Source organism: Spirillospora sp. CA-108201 (genome assembly GCF_050936235.1).
Lineage (GTDB): Bacteria > Actinomycetota > Actinomycetes > Streptosporangiales > Streptosporangiaceae > Spirillospora.
Genome location: NZ_JBNJNE010000001.1, coordinates 6,377,252 through 6,395,809, shown reverse-complemented (window position 1 = coordinate 6,395,809; position 18,558 = coordinate 6,377,252). Strand labels below are relative to the sequence as shown.

At 73.4% G+C, this 18,558-nt stretch carries 17 protein-coding genes and 1 pseudogene; 9 read left to right on the top strand and 9 right to left on the bottom strand.

The window, feature by feature from the left end:
* Nucleotides 1-86 precede the first annotated feature (86 nt).
* A pseudogene (rho, locus tag ACQEU6_RS30845) lies at nucleotides 87-1,275 on the top strand (transcription termination factor Rho); the annotation flags it as partial.
* A gap of 25 nt (nucleotides 1,276-1,300) precedes the next feature.
* On the opposite strand, the gene ACQEU6_RS30840 reads toward rho, so the two are convergent.
* On the bottom strand, nucleotides 1,301-2,947 hold the full coding sequence (locus ACQEU6_RS30840) for a serine/threonine-protein kinase (RefSeq protein WP_499336550.1): 1,647 nt from the start codon (nucleotides 2,945-2,947) through the stop codon (nucleotides 1,301-1,303).
* A 128-nt stretch (nucleotides 2,948-3,075) separates the two neighbouring features.
* The gene (locus ACQEU6_RS30835) at nucleotides 3,076-4,650 is read right to left on the bottom strand and encodes an acyl-CoA synthetase (protein WP_499336549.1); all 1,575 of its coding nucleotides are present in this window, start codon (nucleotides 4,648-4,650) and stop codon (nucleotides 3,076-3,078) included.
* Between the two features lie 218 nt (nucleotides 4,651-4,868).
* Between ACQEU6_RS30835 and sigE the strand changes: the two genes are divergently transcribed.
* Nucleotides 4,869-5,417, top strand: a complete 549-nt coding sequence (gene sigE / locus ACQEU6_RS30830) for an RNA polymerase sigma factor SigE (protein ID WP_499336548.1) — start codon at nucleotides 4,869-4,871, stop codon at nucleotides 5,415-5,417.
* Nucleotides 5,418-5,442: 25 nt separating this feature from the next.
* Complete coding sequence (locus ACQEU6_RS30825; protein ID WP_499336547.1) at nucleotides 5,443-6,273, top strand: alpha/beta fold hydrolase; 831 nt, start codon at nucleotides 5,443-5,445, stop codon at nucleotides 6,271-6,273.
* Here the strand turns inward: ACQEU6_RS30825 and ACQEU6_RS30820 are convergent.
* A complete protein-coding gene (locus ACQEU6_RS30820) occupies nucleotides 6,270-7,166 on the bottom strand; it encodes a dienelactone hydrolase family protein (protein ID WP_499336546.1) in 897 nt (298 codons plus the stop codon). The two genes, ACQEU6_RS30825 and ACQEU6_RS30820, sit on opposite strands and share 4 nt — an antisense overlap.
* A 93-nt stretch (nucleotides 7,167-7,259) precedes the next feature.
* Between ACQEU6_RS30820 and ACQEU6_RS30815 the strand changes: the two genes are divergently transcribed.
* On the top strand, nucleotides 7,260-8,231 hold the full coding sequence (locus tag ACQEU6_RS30815; RefSeq protein ID WP_499336545.1) for a GlxA family transcriptional regulator: 972 nt from the start codon (nucleotides 7,260-7,262) through the stop codon (nucleotides 8,229-8,231).
* Between the two features lie 73 nt (nucleotides 8,232-8,304).
* Here ACQEU6_RS30815 and ACQEU6_RS30810 read toward each other — a convergent pair whose 3' ends face one another.
* Together ACQEU6_RS30810 and ACQEU6_RS30805 are read right to left on the bottom strand one after the other, a co-directional pair.
* Complete coding sequence (locus tag ACQEU6_RS30810) at nucleotides 8,305-9,033, bottom strand: choice-of-anchor P family protein (RefSeq protein WP_499336544.1); 729 nt, start codon at nucleotides 9,031-9,033, stop codon at nucleotides 8,305-8,307.
* 80 nt (nucleotides 9,034-9,113) lie between these two features.
* Nucleotides 9,114-9,908, bottom strand: coding sequence for a L,D-transpeptidase (locus tag ACQEU6_RS30805; protein ID WP_499336543.1), 795 nt, complete (start codon nucleotides 9,906-9,908; stop codon nucleotides 9,114-9,116).
* A 236-nt stretch (nucleotides 9,909-10,144) separates the two neighbouring features.
* On the opposite strand from ACQEU6_RS30805, the gene ACQEU6_RS30800 reads away from it, so the two are divergent.
* On the top strand, nucleotides 10,145-10,693 hold the full coding sequence (locus tag ACQEU6_RS30800; protein WP_499336542.1) for a YceI family protein: 549 nt from the start codon (nucleotides 10,145-10,147) through the stop codon (nucleotides 10,691-10,693).
* A gap of 94 nt (nucleotides 10,694-10,787) precedes the next feature.
* Here ACQEU6_RS30800 and ACQEU6_RS30795 read toward each other — a convergent pair whose 3' ends face one another.
* The gene (locus ACQEU6_RS30795) at nucleotides 10,788-12,155 is read right to left on the bottom strand and encodes a sensor histidine kinase (protein ID WP_499336541.1); all 1,368 of its coding nucleotides are present in this window, start codon (nucleotides 12,153-12,155) and stop codon (nucleotides 10,788-10,790) included.
* Nucleotides 12,156-12,315: 160 nt separating this feature from the next.
* Here ACQEU6_RS30795 and ACQEU6_RS30790 point away from each other — a divergent pair, with 160 nt between their 5' ends.
* From ACQEU6_RS30790 to ACQEU6_RS30780, 3 genes are all read left to right on the top strand, one after another.
* Nucleotides 12,316-13,785, top strand: a complete 1,470-nt coding sequence (locus ACQEU6_RS30790; protein ID WP_499336540.1) for a glutamate-cysteine ligase family protein — start codon at nucleotides 12,316-12,318, stop codon at nucleotides 13,783-13,785.
* 72 nt (nucleotides 13,786-13,857) lie between these two features.
* Nucleotides 13,858-14,544, top strand: a complete 687-nt coding sequence (locus ACQEU6_RS30785; protein WP_499336539.1) for a response regulator transcription factor — start codon at nucleotides 13,858-13,860, stop codon at nucleotides 14,542-14,544.
* Nucleotides 14,541-15,611 carry a HAMP domain-containing sensor histidine kinase gene (locus ACQEU6_RS30780; protein WP_499336538.1) on the top strand — a complete coding sequence of 357 codons (1,071 nt, stop codon included), beginning with the start codon at nucleotides 14,541-14,543 and terminating at the stop codon, nucleotides 15,609-15,611. Before ACQEU6_RS30785 ends, ACQEU6_RS30780 begins: the two co-directional genes overlap by 4 nt.
* Here ACQEU6_RS30780 and ACQEU6_RS30775 read toward each other — a convergent pair.
* Entirely contained in the window at nucleotides 15,589-16,143 is a 555-nt protein-coding gene (locus ACQEU6_RS30775; RefSeq protein ID WP_499336537.1) for an NUDIX domain-containing protein, read from the bottom strand. The genes ACQEU6_RS30780 and ACQEU6_RS30775 overlap by 23 nt on opposite strands.
* On the bottom strand, nucleotides 16,140-16,889 hold the full coding sequence (locus tag ACQEU6_RS30770; protein WP_499336536.1) for a GntR family transcriptional regulator: 750 nt from the start codon (nucleotides 16,887-16,889) through the stop codon (nucleotides 16,140-16,142). Before ACQEU6_RS30770 ends, ACQEU6_RS30775 begins: the two co-directional genes overlap by 4 nt.
* A 126-nt stretch (nucleotides 16,890-17,015) precedes the next feature.
* Between ACQEU6_RS30770 and ACQEU6_RS30765 the strand changes: the two genes are divergently transcribed.
* A complete protein-coding gene (locus ACQEU6_RS30765; protein WP_499336535.1) occupies nucleotides 17,016-17,267 on the top strand; it encodes a hypothetical protein in 252 nt (83 codons plus the stop codon).
* Here ACQEU6_RS30765 and ACQEU6_RS30760 read toward each other — a convergent pair whose 3' ends face one another.
* Nucleotides 17,268-18,545 (bottom strand): PucR-like N-terminal domain-containing protein, encoded by a 1,278-nt coding sequence (locus ACQEU6_RS30760; RefSeq protein ID WP_499336534.1) that lies wholly within the window; start codon nucleotides 18,543-18,545, stop codon nucleotides 17,268-17,270.
* Between the last annotated feature and the right edge of the window lie 13 nt (nucleotides 18,546-18,558).

Below are 18,558 nucleotides of genomic sequence, written 5' to 3'. Positions count from 1 at the left end.
GGCGGCGCCGCCCGCCGTGCGCCCGCCTGAGAAGGGACCCGTATGTCCGCCCCCACTCTCGAATCAGAACCCGCGGCAGGCCGCAAGGCACCCGCACGCGGCGCGCACGCCGTGGCCGCGCAGAGCGCCCGCAAGGACGCGCGCCAGCAGCGGCGCCCGGCCGACGACGCGCCGACCGTCCCCTTCCACGGCCTGCTGTCCCTCCAGGACAAGCACGCCTTCGTCCGCACGTCCGGCTACCTCGCCGGCCCCGAGGACGTCCACGTCTCCCTCGCCCAGGTCAGGGCGCACCACCTGCGTCCCGGCGACGTGGTCGCCGGCTTCGCCAGGGCGCCCAAGCAGGGCCGGGGCGACTCCCCCTCCCTCACCCGCGTCGAGACGGTGAACGGCCTCCCCGTTGCGGAGGCGGCGAACCGGCCCGAGTTCGGCGCGCTGACCCCGCTGTTCCCCGAGGAGCGGCTGCGCCTGGACACCGGCCCGCTCGCGACCCGCGTCATCGACCTGGTCTCGCCGATCGGCAAGGGGCAGCGCGGGCTCGTCGTGTCGCCGCCGAAGGTCGGCAAGACGATGGTGCTGCAGGCCCTCGCGAACGCCATCGCGCAGAACAACCCCGAGGTGCACCTGATGGTGGTGCTCATCGACGAGCGCCCCGAGGAGGTCACCGACCTGCAGCGGACCGTGCGCGGCGAGGTGATCCACTCGACCTTCGACCGTCCCGCGCGCGACCACACCGCGCTCGCCGAGCTCGCCGTGGAGCGGGCCAAGCGCCTCGTCGAGCAGGGCCACGACGTCGTGATGCTGCTCGACTCGATCACCCGGCTCGGCCGCGCCTACAACCTCGCGGCGCCCTCCAGCAGCCGCATCCTCGCCGGCGGCGTCGCGACGACCGCGATCTACCCGCCGAAGAAGTTCTTCGGCGCCGCCCGCAACATCGAGAACGGCGGCTCGCTCACCATCCTCGCCACCGCGCTGGTGGAGACGGGGTCCCGCATGGACGACGTCTTCTTCGAGGAGTACAAGGGCACCGGCAACATGGAGCTGAAGCTCGACCGGGGCCTCGCCGACCGCCGCGTCTTCCCCGCCGTCGACATCGAGGCGTCCGGGACGCGCCGCGACGAGCTGCTCATGTCCCCCGAGGAGCTCGCCCTCTCCTGGCGCCTGCGCCGCGCCCTCCAGGGCCTGGACAAGCAGGCCGCCGTCGAGCAGCTCCTGGAGAAGATGAAGGGCACCTCCTCCAACGCCGAGTTCCTCCTGCGCCTCCAGCAGACGACCTGACCCGGCCCGGCGATCCGGCCGGAGCTCAGCCGCCGTTCTCCGGCCTGAACGACTTGAGGATCCCGTCGTAGAGGCGCTGGCCCGGCGTCCACTCCGGGTCGGGCGCGTGGAAGCAGAACTCGTACCCGGCCGCCCGACCGCACAGCACGTGCCGCACTGCGTCGTGCACACCGTCCCGCCAGGTGAACTCCCACTCGGCGGCGCCGTCGATGACCTCGGGCACCGGTTCCAGCCGCAGCCGCTGGTACCCGGGATACCGGTGCCTCTCCACCGCGTCGCGCTCCTCGGCGCGCAGCCCGGTCAGCGCGTCGCCCGGAACCGGGGCGATGCGCAGCCCCCGTCCGTTTCCGGCGTCCTTCCAGGACATCACGCCGCCGCGCCGCTCCGCCTGCCAGCCCGCGGGCACCCGCACCGAGTAGGCGCCCGCCTCGTGGTACTTCGCCGTCTTCACCGACACGCCCGCCGCGGGACGCAGCGCGACCGCGTCGCCCTTGCCGATCGACGTCCACCGGGCCGTCCAGGTGCCCGCCCCGGCCGCGACCGCCGCCAGCAGCGCGACACTGACGACCGCCCCGGGCCGCAGCCGCCGCGACGGCAGCGCCGGGACGCGCCACCCCGCCTGCCGCGAACCGCACGGCGGCTTCCCGGACCGGTCCCCCGGCGGCCTGCCGCCCCGCAGCGCCCACGGGACCCGCGGGCCGCGCGGGACCGGCGCCCTCGGCGCGTCCCGCGACACCCAGGCGCCGCTGAGCGCCCACGGAACGCGGCGCCCCAGAACGGTGCGGTGGGCGGAGAAACGGCGGGGATGCGGCACAGGCGCGCGAGTGAAACCGGGTTCGGGGACCGTTCCGATGACCTTTTGCAGCATTTCCGCGGTGGCTTCGGCGGTCAATCTGTCCTCCGGCCGCTGCCGCAGCAGCCCTTCGACGACCGGCGTCAGCGGCCCGGCCCGGACCGGGCGCGCGTAGTCGCCCAGAAGAACCGCCACCATCGAGGCGAGAGCGTGGCACCGCAGGAAAGGCGAAAAGCCCTCGACCGCCGTGTAAAGCGTCGCGCCGAGCGACCAGAGGTCGGACGCCTCCACGCTCGGCAGGCCGTTCACCCGTTCCGGCGGAAGGTACGCGGGAGAGCCCTCGATCCCGGCGAGCAGGGTGTCGGCCGGCTGCGCGCCCTTGCCGGTGTGGACGGCGAGCCCGAAGTCGCTCAGCAGGACCCGGCCGTCGTCGCACAGCAGGACGTTGCTGGGCTTGACGTCGCGGTGCAGGATGCCCGCCGCGTGCGACGCGCGCAGCACCGACAGGACCGCCGCGACGATCTCCGCCGCCCGGCGCACGCCGAGCGGGCCGTCCTCCGTGACCAGCCTGTGCAGCGAGCACGACTCCAGGAACTCCATGACGATCCAGGGGCGGCCGTCCTCGATGATGAGGTCGTGCACGGCGACGACGCCGGGGTGGCGCAGGGCCGCGGTGGCGCGGGCCTCGGAGAACAGGCGCCTGCACATCACCCTGCGCTCGCTCTCGGTGATGCGCGGGGGGAGGTGCACCTCCTTGACCGCGACATCCCGGTCGAGCATCTCGTCGTACGCCCGCCAGACGGTGCCCATGCCGCCTCTGCCGACGACAGAGAGCAGGCGATACCGGCGCGCGAGCGGTATCAGCCGATCCCCACTCATGAGGCGGATAATCGCCGGAACGCGCCCAAGGCACGCTCCCTCGCCATCAATTGATTCTTGACTGGCGTCCGCAGGGGAAAAAGTGCTCAGGCGTGGTATAACCCGCACACCGTGACTTTGCCAGAACTCTAAGCGAGCACGCTCCTGGCCCACTTGTAATCGGACTTGCCGACGGCCGTTCGCTGTACCTCGTCGACCAGGGTCATCTGCCGCGGAAGCTTGTAGCCGGCAAGACGGTCGCGGCAGTATTCGGTCAGATCCTCAAGGGTCACCGTCGCGCCGGCGCGCGGGGCGACCACGGCGGCGACGCGCTGCCCGAACCGCTCGTCCGGCAGGCCCACGACGACCGCGTCCTCCACGGCGGGGTGGGCCTTGAGCGCGACCTCGACCTCCTCCGGGTACACCTTCTCGCCGCCCGTGTTGATCACCAGGGAGCCGCGGCCGAGCAGCGTGATCGTCCCGTCCTCCTCCAGGCTCGCGAAGTCGCCGGGGACCGACCAGCGCGTCCCGTCCGCGGCGGTGAAGAACGTCGACGCCGTCTTCGCGGGGTCGTTGTAGTAGCCGAGCGGGATGCGGCCGCTGCGCGCGAGCCTGCCGATCTCGCCGGGCCGCACGACGTTCAGGTCGTCGTCGAGGACGGTGATGCCCGGCTTCATCATGAACCGGGCCGTCCCCTCCTCGGCGCCGACGGACGGGCCGCAGGCGCCGGTCTCCGACGCGCCGTAGTTGTCGAGGAACATGAGGTTCGGCAGGTGCCCCAGCAGCGCGGCCTTCGCGCCCTCGGTCAGCGGCGCGCCGCCGGACGCGACCGCCATCAGCGAGGACGTGTCGTGGCCGCCGGAGGCGAGCGCCTTCGCGACCGGGCGCGCCATGACGTCGCCGACCAGCATCATCACGTTCGCCCGCTCCTCGGCGAGCAGCCGCAGGGCCCGGTCCGCGTCGAACGCGTGGTCGGTGTAAAGGACGACCTTGGCCCCGCTGAACAACCCCATGAACGCGACCCACTGGCCCGCGCCGTGCATGACGGGCGCGCAGTCGAGCACGGCCATCGCGGGCTGGTCGGCGTTGGCGGCCAGCTCCTCGGGGTCGCCGATGGGGTCGCCGAGGACGTTCCCGCCGCCGAGCGCGCCGAAGAAGATGTCCTCGCAGCGCCACTCGACGCCCTTCGGGTAGCCCGTCGTGCCGCCCGTGTACATGATGTAGCGGTCGTCGCCGGAGCGCTCGGGGAAGTCGTCGCCGGGCGACGCCCCGGCGAGTGCCTTCTCGTACTCGACCGCGCCGGGGATCTCCGCCGCGGAGCCGTCCTCCAGCACGACGACGTGCCGCAGCGCGGGCAGCTCGCCCCGGATCTCCTCGACCTTCGCCAGCAGGGAGCGCTCGCCGACGAGCGCCACCGAGTCGGAGTCGGCCAGCACGTGGCGCAGCTCGGCGGCGACGTAGCGGAAGTTCACCGGGATCGGCACGGCGCGGATCTTGAACGCGCCGAGCATCGCCTCGATCCACTCGGCCCGGTTGTAGGCGAGGATCGCCACGTGCTCGCCCGGCCGCACCCCGGCCTCGGCGAGATGGTGCCCGACGCGGCTCGCCCGCTCGCTGAGCTGCCGGTACGTCCGCCGCTCCGCGCCCGCCACCAGGGCGGGGCGGTCCGGCCCCGCCGCGGCCAGGATCTCGAGCAGGTCGGCCAGGTTGTAGCTTCGCGCCATGCCGCGTCCTCGCGTCTCGGGGTGGGGACCTGCCCCGATCCTCCACGCGGACCGGCGGCGACTCAATCCTTGTCGACATCCGGTCCAATGAGATGGGTCACATCCCGTGTGCCTGATCCGGCCACGCCCGACGTTCTTACACGGCTCTTATCTGGGTACCGGCATGCTTGGCCGTAACGATTGAGTATCAGACGGGGGTAGTGGTGAGCGCAGGAGCGATGGCGTGGACCCCGCCGACGTGGGATGAGATCGTCAGCGAGCACTCGACCAGGGTGTTCCGGCTGGCGTACCGGTTGACGGGCAACCGCCACGACGCCGAGGACCTGACCCAGGACGTCTTCATCCGGGTCTTCCGCTCCCTGTCCTCCTACAGTCCCGGCACGTTCGAGGGCTGGCTGCACCGGATCACGACGAACCTGTTCCTCGACCGCGCCCGCCGCAAGCAGCGCATCCGGTTCGACTCCCTCGGCGACGACGCCGCCGAGCGCCTCCAGGGCCGCGAGCCGGGCCCCGCGCAGGCCTACGACGAGCGCCACCTCGACCACGACATCCAGAAGGCGCTGGACGGCCTCGCCCCCGAGTACCGCGCGGCCGTCGTCCTGTGCGACATCGAGGGCCTGTCGTACGAGGAGATCGCCGCGTCGCTGAACGTCAAGCTCGGAACCGTCCGCTCCCGCATCCACCGGGGCCGCGCGCAGCTGCGCACCGCCCTGGAGCACCGCCGCCCCGCCGAGTGCGCAGTGACGAGCATCACCAGTGACCGCTGAGTAACTTCCGGCCTAACCTTCGCCCGTGGACAACGCGCGGGTGAACATCGCTTTCGAGCGCCGCGGCGAGGGGCCGCCCCTCGTCCTGCTGCACGGCATCGGCCACCGCCGCCAGGGGTGGGCCCCGGTCATGGACCTGCTCGCCGCCGAACGCGAGGTCGTCGCGGTCGACCTGCCCGGCTTCGGCGACTCCCCGCCGCTTCCGGGCGGCACCCCCTACACCCTGGACACCGCCGTCTCCGCCCTCGCGGACGCCTTCGCCGCCCTCGGCCTGGACCGCCCGCACATCGCGGGGAACTCCCTCGGCGGCCTGTTCGCCCTCGAAGCCGCCGACCGCGGCCTCGCCAGCTCGGCGACGGCCCTGTCCCCGGCCGGCTTCTTCAACGCCCTGGAGCTCCGCTACGGCATGTCGGTGCTGCGCGCGACGCGGCTCGGCGCCCGCGTCCCCGAGACCTTCCTCACCCGGCTGGCCCGCTCCCCGCGCCGCCGCACGCTCATGTTCGGCATGATCTACGGCCGTCCCGACCTGATGGACGTCGAGACCCTCGCGGGCGACGCCCGCGCCATGCGCGACGCCCCGGGCTTCGAGCCCACCCTCCGCGCGGGCCGCGCCATCCGGTTCCTCGGCTCCTGCGCCGACGTCCCCGTGACCATCGCCTGGGGCACGAAGGACCGCCTGCTCCTGCGAAGCCAGGCCGTCCGCGCCCAGCGCCGCCTCCCCGACGCCCGCTTCGTGTGGCTGGAGGGCTGCGGCCACGTCCCCATGTCCGACGACCCGGCCCTGGTGGCGAAGGTCCTCCTGGAGGGCAGCGCCCACCCCCTCCGCACCCCCGGCCGCCAAGCCGCCGCGTCCTAGGGGGTCTGGGGGTTCAGGCGGTCGGCCAGGTAGGCGAGGATCTCGTCCCTCGCGCGGAGCGTGGGGTGGCCGTCCTCGTCCACGAGGTGTGCGGTGACGACGCTGTGGGGGGTCGCGACGACGTCGCGGAAGAACGGGGGCGGGTCGGTGTTCGCGACGCCGCCCGGGAGCACGCGCCCGTCGAAGGCGTCTCCGAGCAGCGCCTGGTAGGCGGCGAAGCGCCGGCCGGTGCACCACCGGTCGTCGTCGAAGCGGTAGGCGAGGACGGTCAGGCCGTCACGCGCGACGCGCTCCTTGACCGCTCGGGCGTCGTCGTCGCCGAGTTCCAGGGCGGCGGGGTCGTCCAGCGGCAGTGACGGATGGTTCACGACGGACGCTATGACGGCCGGTTCGAGCGCCATGGTGAGGGCGAAGTTCCCGGTGAAGCACAACCCGACCGCGCCGACCCCCGGCCCGCCGCACTCGGCGTGGGCATGCCGGGCGAGCCCGCGCAGCCATGCCGTGACGGGGCTGGTGCCGCCCCCCGCGAAGGCCCGGAACTCGGCGCTCACGCACGCCCGGCGGACGATCCGCTCGCCGTCCTCGACGGTGGGATGCGCGCCGTCGCGGCCGAAGAGCGAGGGCACGTGGACGGTGAAGCCCGCGTCCCGCACCCACCGCGCCAGCCGCAGGACGTCCGGGCTGATGCCGGGCATCTCAGGCATCAGCACGACGGCCGGACCGGTGCCCGCGACGTACACGGTCTTCACCACCCCGTCCACGTCCACCCGCCGCCTGGCGAAGTCCGCGATCGGATCATCGAGCCCCCCACCGGCGCCCGGGGCTTCGTCGAGGTTCTCGGTCTCGTCAGTGCCCGGCGTGTTCTCAGGGCTCGTGGCGTCTTCGGTGCTCATGGAGACAGCGTGGCCGGACGGCGGCCGGACGGGGAGAGGCCGGATCGCCATGTCCGGGGGTAATCTCGCCATCGATCGGAGAGGGGCGGGCACATGGGCGCGTTGCGGGTCGGGGTGCTGGCCCATCCGGGGTGCTTCGCTTCCGAGGTGTTCGGTGTGCCGGATCTGCTGACGATGGCCGGGCACGTCGCCGGTCCCGGTCGCGCCGGTTACGAGGTGTCGGTCGTGTCGCCGCGGCGCCGCGTCGTGGCCTCCGGAGGCGTGGCGCTGGCCGTCTCACCGCTCCGCGAGGTCGACGTCCTCGTGGTGCCGGGGTTCGAGCTCCATCCGGGCCTCGACGTGGACGCGAGGCTCGCCGGGCTCGGCCCGGAGATCGCGGGCGTCCGGTCGCACGCCGCCGCGGGAGGCGCGGTGGTCTCGATCTGCGTCGGCGCCTTCCTGCTCGCCGCGGCCGGGCTGCTCGACCGGCGCCGGGTCACGACGGCCTGGCTGTTCGCGGACGAGTTGGCCCGGCGCTGCCCGTCCGCCGACGTCCGGCCCGACCTCCTGGTCGTCACCGACGCCGGGGTGACGACCACGGCGGCGTTCAGCGCCATGTACGACTTCGCCCTGGAGCTGGTGCGCCGGCACAGCGGCGCCGGCGTGGCGCGGGCGACCGCGCGGATGGCGCTCGTGGACGACGCGCGCTCGTCCCAGGCCCCCTACGTCGACGCCCGCCTCCTCCCGCAGCCCGGGCACGCGTTCTCCCGCCGGGTCATGCGGCACCTCGACCAGAGCCTCGCCGCCCGGTACGACCTCGCCGCGCTGGCGGACGCGTTCGACGTCAGCACCCGGACCCTGCTGCGGCGCTTCGCGCACGAGGCCGGCCAGAGCCCGCTGGAGTACCTCCAGTCGGCCCGCGTCCGGCGCGCACGCCACCTTCTGGAGACCACCGACCGGACGGTCGCCGCCATCGCCGCCGCCGTCGGGTACCGCGACCCCGGAACGTTCGCCGCCCTCTTCGCCAGGCACACCGGGCGGCGCCCGAAGGACTACCGCGCGGCCTTCCGGCGTCCCGTCCGCTGAAGGGCCGGGACGAACAAGGCCGGGGTCCGCGCGAAGGTGCGCGGACCCCGGCCTCATGCGCGGGCGGCTCGGATCAGCCGGTCACCGGCAGGTCGCCGGGGACCGGGGTCGGGGCGGGGGCCTCACCGGGCGGGGTCGCGGGCGAGGAGGGCTGACCCGGCTGCGACGGCTGCGACGGCTGACCGGGCTCGCCGGGCTGACCGGGCTGACCGGGCTGGCCGGTCTTGCCGCAGCTGGCCGACGCGATGCTGATCGTCTGCGTCTTGCCCGCCAGGGTCGCCGACACCTCGATCGCGGTGACCGTGAGGTTCCCGTCGTGGCCCCGGACCTGCTTGTTCAGCACGACCGTGACGTTGCCGAGGCTCTTCAGGTCGGCGGTGACGACGGTGTTGGGCGTCGCGCCGACCTCCAGCGCCCGGGCGCCCAGCTTCGCGCCCACCACGTGGGAGACCCCGGTGCCGTTCTCGCACTTCGCGGAGACGGCGTGGGCGGACAGGCCGAGCTTGGCGATCCGCAGGTCGGCGACGGACGCGCGGCCGTGCCCGGCCCAGGCCGAGCCGTTCAGCAGCCGCGCCGACACGAGCGGGTTGGCGGGCAGTTCGGCCGCGCTCTTGCTGGTGGGCCGCTGCGCCGAGGACGCCACCGCGGAGGTCGGCGGGACGACGACGGAGCCGGTGGCGGCGATGGCGACCGCCGAGCCGGCGCCGCCCGGGGTGGCGGACGCGGGGGTGGCGGACAGGGCGAACGGCAGGGCCAGCGCGCCGGCGACGGCCGCGCACTTGGTGAGTGCCTGCAAACGCACGGTTCTCTCCTCAGGGGATTCTTGACGTCGGGGATGGGGTGGGGGGTCGAGCGACCCGGCCGTGCGGCCGGGCCGGTGCGTCAGTCCGTGATCTGGACGGGCGTACCGAGCGGGACCTTCGCGAGCTGCTTCAGCGCGTCGGCGGGCACCCGCACGCAGCCGTGCGTGACGGCCTTGCCGAACACCGACTTCGACGGCCAGCCGTGGAACGCGACCGTCCCGGGACCGCCGCCGAAGGTGTCGAGGGTGGCCGAGTGCGCGCCGACGGGCAGGACCAGCGGGCTGAAGTCGGGCTTCTCCGGGGCGAGGGAGGCGAGCAGGAACGTCCGCCCGGTGGGCGTCGGCGTCTTCGGCGCGCCGATCGCCACGGGCCACGAGCCCACCTGGCGCCCGTCCCGGGACAGGGTCAGCTTCTTGTCGCCGAGGTCCACCTTGACGGCGCTGGAACTGCGCGCGGTCTTCAGGCCGGAGTCGGGGATCCAGCCGGTCACGCCGTTCGGGCGGCTCGGCAGCAGCACGCGCCGCCAGCCCGGGCGGCTCTCCACGACCGGGACCCAGGTCGGTCCCTTGAGCTGGGTGCTCGGCAGCTCGGCCATGGCGGGCGCGCCCGGCTTGGCCGACACCGGGACCGCGCCGTCCGGGTGCACCACGGTCCCGTCGCTCGCGGCGGACGGGGCCTCGTCCCGGGGCAGGTCGTCCAGCGTCGTGTACGTGGTGGCCTCGGGCAGTTTCTCCTTGCCGCCGGCAGGGGACGCTCCGGCGGACGCGCCCTTGTGCCCGCCCCCGCATCCGGTCACGAGCAGGGCCGTCACCAGCAGGGCCGGCGCCGCCGTCCGGGCCGCCCGCCCGGCGGCGCGGGGTGGTTCGTCGTTCACGAAGACTCCAAGTGATTCCGCCGGAGAGGGGCTCCGGCTCGTCTCTGTGCCCGCTCTCTACGTGCGAGGGCCCGGAGAGGTTGCACGGTGTGCCAAAGAAATCGCGGTCCGTGCTTCACAGCGCTCTCCGGAAGGTTCGGCCTCCCCGGGAACAAGCCGGGATTGACATCTGTTTGAACCCTCAACTAACCTTCGACGAGTTCGTTGAAGTTTCAAGCATTGCGACAGGAGTTCCCATGAGCATCGCCGCCGCCGCCCCCGAGCTGACCGTCGGAACCTGGAACATCGACCCCGCCCACTCAGAGGTCACCTTCGTGATCCGGCACCTGATGACCAAGGTGCGCGGCACGTTCACCGACTTCACCGGGTCCGTGCAGATCGCCGAGGAGCTGTCGGCGTCCACGGCCACGGCGGAGATCCAGGTCACCTCGATCGACACCCGCAACGCCGACCGGGACGCCCACGTCCGGACCTCGGACGTCCTCGACGTGGAGAACCACCCGACCATGACGTTCACGACCAGGGGCGTCCGCGCGCAGGACGGCGAGTACCTCCTGGACGGCGAGCTGAAGATCAAGGACGTCACCCGTCCGATCACCCTCACGGTCGAGTACAACGGCGTCGGCGAGGACCCGTGGGGCGGCACCCGCGCCGGCTTCTCCGCCGCGACCACGATCAACCGCAAGGACTGGGGCATCGAGTTCAACATCCCGCTGGCGGGCGACAAGGCCCTGCTCGGCGACAAGGTCGACATCCAGCTGGAGATCCAGGCCGTCCGCGCCTGAGCGATCCCGCTGCCGAAAGGGCCGCCCACCCGGGCGGCCCTTTCGCTTTCCCGAACCACGCCACCCCCGGAAGGCCACCGAGCCGGGGCCGGGGCTACTCCGAGGGCGTGCGCTGGTGCTGGTCGAGCGGGAGGCGCAGGGCGAAGCGGGCGCCGGTCGGGTGGTCCTCGATCCGCAGCGTCCCGCCGTGCGCCCGGGCGATCTCGCGGGCGATCGCGAGGCCGAGGCCCGCGCCGCCGGTGCCGCGGCTGCGCGCGGCGTCCAGGCGGGTGAAGCGCTCGAAGACGCGCTCCCGGTCGGAGGGCGCGATACCGGCGCCGTCGTCGGTGACGACGAGCAGCGCCCGGCCGTCCCGCCTGCACACCTCCACCGTCACGCAGGACCCGGCGTAGCGCTCGGCGTTGTCGAGCAGGTTTCCCAGCAGCCGCACGAGCTGCATGCGGACCCCGCGCACCACGACGCCGCGGGGCAGCTCGGTGACGATCTTCAGCTCGGACGAGCGGCGGCGGACCTCGGCGCCGGCGAGCGCGGCCAGGTCGATCGGCTCCTGCACGGCGGTCCCGCCGGTGCCGATGCGGGCGAGCAGCAGGAGGTCCGCGACGATCGACTCCAGCCGGTCGGTGTCGCGCAGCGCCGACGCGATGACGCCCCGGAGGTCGTTGTCCTCCGGATGCATGGAGGCGTCCTCCAGGTTGGCGCGGAGCCCGGCGATCGGGGTGCGCAGCTCGTGCGAGGCGTCGGAGGCGAACTGCCGCTGCCGCGCGACGGCCCGCTCCAGCCGGTCCAGCGTCTCGTTGGCGGTGCGGGCGAGCTGCGCGATCTCGTCCTGGCCGGACGGCTGCGGCACCCGGCGGCTGAGATCGGTGGCGCTGATCTCCGCGAGCTGGACGCGGATCGCCTCGACGGGCCCGAGCGTGCGCCCGACGACCCGCCAGGTGATCCCCGCGGCGACGGCGGCCAGCAGCAGCACGCCCGAGCCGAGCGCCCCCTCCAGCAGCCCGTCCACCAGATAGGACGGCTGCCGCGCGGCGGCGTACACCACGACGGAGTCGGGCGCGGTGCTGACCCGGATCGCCTCGGCCACGTAGCACTCGCGGTCAGGCCACCGGCCGCGGCACTCGGCGAAGTCCTGGACCCTCATGTTGCTCGGCGGCCAGAGTCTGCTCACCGGTGGTCTGTCCGTAGCGCCGGGTGTGGCGTTCGTCACCCGCCCGCCGGGCTCGACGACCTGGATCAGGACGCGGCCGGGGGAGTCGTCGCGGATGGCCCCCTCCAGCGTCCCGTCGCGGACGCCGCCGCTGACGCGCCGGGCGTCGACCTGCGTCCGGCGGAGCAGTTCGGCCTTGACGGCGCTGCGCACGGCGACGTCCGCGCCGATGGCGGTGACGCCGAGCACCAGCGCGGCGAGCACGGCGGCGACGAGCGTGTCCCTGGCCCGGATGGACCGGGGGCGCATGCGCATGGGCCCTCCAGGGGGACGTACCGGTCTCCGGGCCTGACGACACACGCTACCGGCCGGTCACGAAACGGGGAGCCCGAAACTGCACGCCGTGTTTTCACCTTCGCCTCCTGGGACATCCCGTTTTATGACGATTCCCTCCGGAGTACAGGGACGGACACACATGGGCAGGGACGTGGCTTCGGTCTCCATCAGCGGCGAGGACCGGCGGCGGTATCGCGACAAGGTGCGCAGGTGCCTCGACGTGCTCGCCCGGATGCTGGGCGAATCCCAGTTCGACTTCGAGCGCCCCCACATCGGGCTGGAGATCGAGCTGAACCTGATCGACTCGCTCGGCGAGCCGTTGATGCGCAACGCCGACGTGCTCAAGGCGATCGCGGACCCGGCCTGGGCGACCGAGCTGGGCCAGTTCAACCTGGAGATCAACATTCCGCCCCGGGAGCTCGGCGGCGCGGGCACGGGGGCCCTGGAGACGGAGGTCCGGGACCACCTCGCGCACGCCGACGACCGGGCCCGCGAGGTCGGCGGCCGGCTCGTCATGATCGGCATACTGCCCACCCTGCGGCGCACCGACATCGGCGAGGAGACCCTGTCGTCCAACGCGCGCTACAAGATGCTGAACGACCAGATCTTCGCCGCGCGCGGGGAGGAGATGCGCATCGCCATCGACGGCCCCGAGCCGCTGCGCATGCACGCCGACACGATCCTCCCCGAGGCCGCCTGCACCAGCGTCCAGTTCCACCTCCAGGTGAGTCCCGAGGAGTTCGGCGCGTACTGGAACGCTGCACAGGCCGTCGCGGGCGCCCAGGTCGCGATGGGCGCCAACTCGCCGTTCCTGTTCGGGCACCAGCTGTGGCACGAGACCCGCATCACCCTGTTCGAGCAGGCGACCGACACCCGCCCGGACGAGCTGAAGACGCAGGGGGTCCGGCCCCGCGTGTGGTTCGGCGAACGCTGGATCACCTCCGTGTTCGACCTGTTCGAGGAGAACACCCGGTACTTCCCGTCCCTGCTGCCGCTGTGCGACGAGGAGGACCCCCGCGAGGTGCTGGACCAGGGCGGCATCCCCGAACTCGGCGAGCTCACCCTCCACAACGGAACGATCTACCGCTGGAACCGTCCCATCTACGCCGTCGTGAAGGGCCGCCCCCACCTGCGCGTGGAGAACCGCGTCCTGCCGGCCGGGCCGTCCGTCGCCGACGTCGTCGCCAACGGCGCCTTCTACTACGGGGTCGTCCGGATGCTGGCCGAGGAGGACCGCCCCGTCTGGTCCCGCATGTCCTTCGCCACCGCCGAGGAGAACCTGCACCGCGCCGCGCGCGACGGCCTCGAGTCGACCCTCTACTGGCCCGGCATGGGCGAGGTGCCCGCCGCCGAGCTCGTCCTGCGCAGGCTGCTGCCCCTCGCCTACGAGGGCCTCGACCGCTGGGGCGTCGACCCCGCCCGCCGCGACCGCCTCCTCGGCATCGTCGAGCGCCGCTGCGTCACCGGCCAGACCGGCGCCGCCTGGCAGATCGACACCGTCCGGTCCCTGGAGGAGGAGCACGGCGTCGGCCGCCACGACGCCCTGCGCATGATGACCCGCGCCTACGCCGAGCACCAGCGCGGAAACGAGCCCGTCCACACCTGGTGACCCGAAGATCTTCACAGTTCCCGCACACATCACACTCCGCCTCCGCAAACCGGCCTTCTAGAGTCGGGTGACGTGACTGGACACGAGACGCGCGTCCTCGTCGTGGAGGACGAACCGACGATCGCGCGGGCGGTGGCCGACCGTCTGGCGGCCGAGGGGTTCGGCGTCGAGACGGCCGGAGACGGGCCCTCGGCGGTCGAGCGCGCCCGCGCGTACGAACCGCACCTCATCGTGCTGGACGTGATGCTGCCCGGATTCGACGGCCTCGAGGTCTGCCGCCGCGTCCAGGCGGAGCGTCCCGTGCCGGTGCTGATGCTGACGGCGCGCGACGCCGAGACCGACCTGCTCGTCGGTCTCGGCGTCGGCGCCGACGACTACGTCACCAAGCCGTTCAGCATGCGCGAGCTGGTGGCGCGCATACGCGCGGTGCTGCGCCGCGTCGACCGGCCCGCGCTGGACGCCGAGAGCGGGCCGGTGCGCCTCGGGGAGCTGGAGGTCGACCGGCGGGCCCGCCGGGTGCGCCGCGACGGCCGCGAGGTGCACCTGACGCCGACCGAGTTCGACCTGCTCGCGTGCCTGCTGCGCAACCGCGGCGCGGTGCTCACCCGCGCCGTCCTGCTGGAGCAGGTGTGGGACTGGGCGGACGCGTCCGGGACGCGGGTCGTCGACAGCCACGTCAAGGCCCTGCGCCGCAAGCTCGGCCAGGAGCTGATCCGCACCGTGCACGGCGTCGGCTACAGCCTGGAGGCCGCGCTGTGACCGCCGACGGCGCCCGGTTCGCCCGCAGGCTGTGGGCGCGGCTGCCCCGCCCGCTCGACCCGCTCCAGTCGATCAAGGTGAAGTTCGGCGTCGTGGTCGTCGTGACCGCGTGCGTCGCCGTCCTGATCGTGCTGTGGGGGTACCCGCTGGGGTTCCGCGCCCGGGAGACGATGCCGGTCGGCGTGCTCATCTCGCTGATCGTCACCCAGTTGCTCGCCCACGGCATGACCGCCCCGCTGCGCGAGATGACCGCGGCGGCGCGGGCGATGGCGCGCGGCGACTACAGCCGCCGGGTGCGCGCCACCTCGCGCGACGAGGTCGGGGAGCTGGCGCAGGCGTTCAACCGGATGGCCGCCGACCTCGCCGAGGTCGACCGGCAGCGCCGCGAGTTCGTCGCGAACGTCTCGCACGAGCTGCGCACCCCCATCAGCGCGCTGCGGGCCGTGCTGGAGAACGTCGCGGACGGCGTCACGCCCGCGACGCCGGACGTCCTGGAGACGGCCCTCGACCAGACCGAGCGGCTCGGGCGCCTCGTCACCCAACTCCTGGACCTGTCGCGGGTCGAGGCCGGCGCGGCGGCCCTCGACGTGACCGACATCGACATCGCCGCGTTCGTCGCCGACGTCGTCGCGGAGGCGCGGGCGGGACGCCCGGACGCGGTGTTCGAGCCGGACGTCGCGCCCGGCCTGCGCGCCGCCGCCGACCGCGACCGCCTCCACCAGGTCGTCGCGAACCTGCTCGACAACGCCGCCCGGCACAGCCCGGACGGCCGCCCGGTCAGGATCACCGCCCGTCCCGCGCACCCTCCCGGCGGACTGGTCGTCGAAGTCGCCGACGAGGGGCCCGGCATCCCGCCCGAGGAGCGCGCCCGCGTGTTCGAGCGCTTCTCCCGCGGGTCCGCGCCCGGCGCCGGCACGCCCGGCGGCGGAACCGGGCTCGGCCTCGCCATCGCGAACTGGGCCACCCAGCTGCACGGCGGCGACATCAGCGTCCTGGACGCCCCCACCGGCTGCCGCATCCGCGTCGTGATCCCCGCGGACCTCGCTACCCGGTCAGATCCATGGTGAGCAGGGCGTACGCGGCGACGGTCGAGTCGTCGGTGATGCGGCCGTCGCGGATGAGCTCCTTGAACTCCCGGCGCGACACCCACTTCTGCCGCATGTCCTGCTCCTCGGGCTCCCGGTCGGCCTCCCCGGCCTGGAGGTCGGACGCGACGAAGACGGTGAAGCCCTGCCCGCTCGTCCCGTGCGAGCAGTTCAGGTACCCGAGGCGCCGCAGCGTCCCGGCGCGCAGCCCGGTCTCCTCGGCGAGCTCCCGCCGGGCGAGCTCCTCCGGGTCGGCCTCGCGCCGGCCGGGAGCCGCGCCCTGCGGGAAGCTCCACGTGCGCCTGCCGATCGGATACCGGTACTCCTCGACGAGATGGAACCCGTCGCCCTCTTCCGGGATGACGACCACGAAGTCGGGCTTGTCGACCACCCCGTAGATGCCGCGCGACCCGTCCAGCCGCTCGACCTCGTCCTCCCGGACGACCATCCACGGGTTCTCGTAGACGACGCGCGACGCGACCTGGCGCACCGCCGGCCGCTCCTCGCCGCTCATGCGCCCGCCCCGTAGCGGTAGACGAGTTCGTGCCGGTCGCCGACCACCACCCGGTAGGTGGCCTCGACGACGCGGTCGGTTTGGTCGCGGGCACGTCGCCACAGCGTCAGGACGGGCTGGTCGGGCTTGATCTCCAGTGTCTCCTGCTCGTCCGGGCGGGGCAGCCGGCACGTCACCGACTCCTCGAACGTGATCCGGTAGCCCGCCTCCTCCAGCCGCGAGTAGATGCCGCCCGGGCCCGTGTCGAGCTCGCGCAGCACCGGGATCCGCTCCACGATCTCGGGGATCACCCACGTCGTCGCCGTCTGGACGGGCGGCTCACCCTCGACGCCCTGGACGCGCGCCCGCTCCAGTACCCGCGTCCCGACCGGGACGTCCAGGTGGTACGCCAGTCGCTCGTCGGCCGGCACCTCGGCGACGGCCGTGCGGGTGAACGGGGTGAGCCCGTCCCGTCCCGCCGACACGTGGAAACCGCGCCACCCCCCGACCTGGCGCGTGATGTCGGACGCCGCGCGCCGCACCCTCGGAGCCGTGCGCACCTGCGCGCCCGCGCCGTGCCGCAACTGGACGAGGCCCTGCTCGGCCAGCAGCCGCAGCGCCCGCCGGACGGTGGAGCGGTCGGCCTCGTACACGCGCGCCAGCTCCCGCTCGGACGGCAGCCAGGCGGCCGGGTCCAGCTCGCCCTCGACGATACGGGCGGCGAGCGCGTTGCTGATCGCCTGGGCCTTCGCGGGGGGTCGCGGCATACCAGATCCTGCTCCAGGTCGGTGCATTGACCTCATACCGTACAGATCCCACTCGCCGCCGCGCCCTCTTGGGGTTGCGGCTAACGCATTGTGGTCAGTGTTTGGTGGTCCTATGGTAGACCTACCATGAACCGACCGAGGGAGCCCCGCTTCATGTCGGCGACCATGTGCATGCCGGGCTGGCACAGCGAGCGCTCGGACACCGGCCTGCGTGCCACCCGCGTCACCCCCCTGTCGGACTACCAGCTCCTCAACGGCTGCCTCGAAGAGATCGTCGCCGCCGACGAGGGCGAGCTGTGGCTGCTCTGCGACGCGCAGACCCGGCTCGCCGAGCGCGTCGCCACCGCCGAGCGGCTGCGGGCCTCCAGCCGGCTCTGATCAGCCCCGCCGCAGGCTGACGACCTCGCCGGAGTCCCCGACCGCCGCGCGGGCCGGCGGCATGATCCGCTCGCCCGCGTTGTCGGCCAGCAGCGCCCGGGCGCGCAGCACGATCTCCAGATCGAAGCGCAGGTCCGGGTCCAGGAGCTGGTCGCCGAACAGCTCCTCCAGCTGGCGCAGCCGGTACCGGACGGTCTGCGGGTGGACGTGCAGCCGCATCGCGACCTCGTTGGCGTTGCGTCCCGACTGGAGCCACGCCAGCAGCGTCTCGGCGAGCCGGTCCTGCTGGCTCGCCCGCAGGTGCGCCAGCGGCGCGAGCCGCAGGTCGGCCAGCGAGGTGATGAGCCCCTCGTCCTGGAACAGGATGAGCGTGGACATGTGCTCCACGCTGCGGATCACGCCGCTGTCGGCCTCGATCACCCCGCGCTGGACGAGGCACAGCGTCTTGCGCGCCCACTGGATCGAGCGCGCCGCCTCCATCAGCGGGACCGTCGGGCCGACGACCGCGAGCGTCCCGGACAGGGCGCGGTCCACGAGCTTGGCGCGGCCGGGGCCGTCCGGGTCGGGGATGATCAGGCTGGGGGTGCGGCGGGTCAGGTCGGCCAGCACGTCCGGCGGGAACGCGGGCTGGCGGGTGTCGGCGTGGTGCCGGCCGAGCGCGACCGCGGCGACCGTCCGCGGGACGGGCCAGTGCGCGGCGGCGGCGAGGTCGGCGATCGCCTCCTGCGCGGCCGGCGGGTCGGCGAACAGCAGGTCGAGCAGCCGCTTGCGGCGGCGCTGCATCTCGCCCGCGACGGCCGCCTTGGCCTGCGAGAACCCCTCGGCGGCGGCGTGCGCGAGCTCGTCCTGGAACTGCATCAGGACCTCGCCGACGGCGCCGAACGTGCGCGGCGGCACCTGCAGCGTCTCGGCGCCCTCGGTCATCCGGCGCCACGCCACCATGCCGCCGACCCGCATCGCCGTCTGCATCGCGTCGAGGCTGCGCCCCTCGCCCGCCTCGCCGCGGCCGATGGCGCGGAAGAAGTCGGTCACCGGAGCGGGATCATGGCCGGGATCGGCCACCCGCTCGACGAAGAAGTGGAGCACGCGCTCGACCGCGAGCCTGAGGGTTCCCGAGTAGGAGCCGTCCCCCGGCCGGTCGTACTCCCTGACGCGCGTCTGAATCTCCTGGATCATGTCGTCCGCCACCTCGTCGAGGTGGGGTCGCATGTGATCCGCCAGTTCCCTCGGCAGATCCGCCCACGGGCGCCCGCTGGTGGTCGAACCGTCGTTCGCCACAGAACCTCCCAGC

Coding starts and splice junctions, on each gene's coding strand:
- ACQEU6_RS30840 (WP_499336550.1), bottom strand. CDS start 2,947: ATGAGTGGGGATCGGCTGATACCGCTCGCGCGCCGGTATCGCCTGCTC.
- ACQEU6_RS30835 (WP_499336549.1), bottom strand. CDS start 4,650: ATGGCGCGAAGCTACAACCTGGCCGACCTGCTCGAGATCCTGGCCGCG.
- sigE (WP_499336548.1), top strand. CDS start 4,869: ATGGCGTGGACCCCGCCGACGTGGGATGAGATCGTCAGCGAGCACTCG.
- ACQEU6_RS30820 (WP_499336546.1), bottom strand. CDS start 7,166: ATGAGCACCGAAGACGCCACGAGCCCTGAGAACACGCCGGGCACTGAC.
- ACQEU6_RS30815 (WP_499336545.1), top strand. CDS start 7,260: ATGGGCGCGTTGCGGGTCGGGGTGCTGGCCCATCCGGGGTGCTTCGCT.
- ACQEU6_RS30800 (WP_499336542.1), top strand. CDS start 10,145: ATGAGCATCGCCGCCGCCGCCCCCGAGCTGACCGTCGGAACCTGGAAC.
- ACQEU6_RS30795 (WP_499336541.1), bottom strand. CDS start 12,155: ATGCGCATGCGCCCCCGGTCCATCCGGGCCAGGGACACGCTCGTCGCC.
- ACQEU6_RS30790 (WP_499336540.1), top strand. CDS start 12,316: ATGGGCAGGGACGTGGCTTCGGTCTCCATCAGCGGCGAGGACCGGCGG.
- ACQEU6_RS30775 (WP_499336537.1), bottom strand. CDS start 16,143: ATGAGCGGCGAGGAGCGGCCGGCGGTGCGCCAGGTCGCGTCGCGCGTC.
- ACQEU6_RS30770 (WP_499336536.1), bottom strand. CDS start 16,889: ATGCCGCGACCCCCCGCGAAGGCCCAGGCGATCAGCAACGCGCTCGCC.
- ACQEU6_RS30765 (WP_499336535.1), top strand. CDS start 17,016: ATGAACCGACCGAGGGAGCCCCGCTTCATGTCGGCGACCATGTGCATG.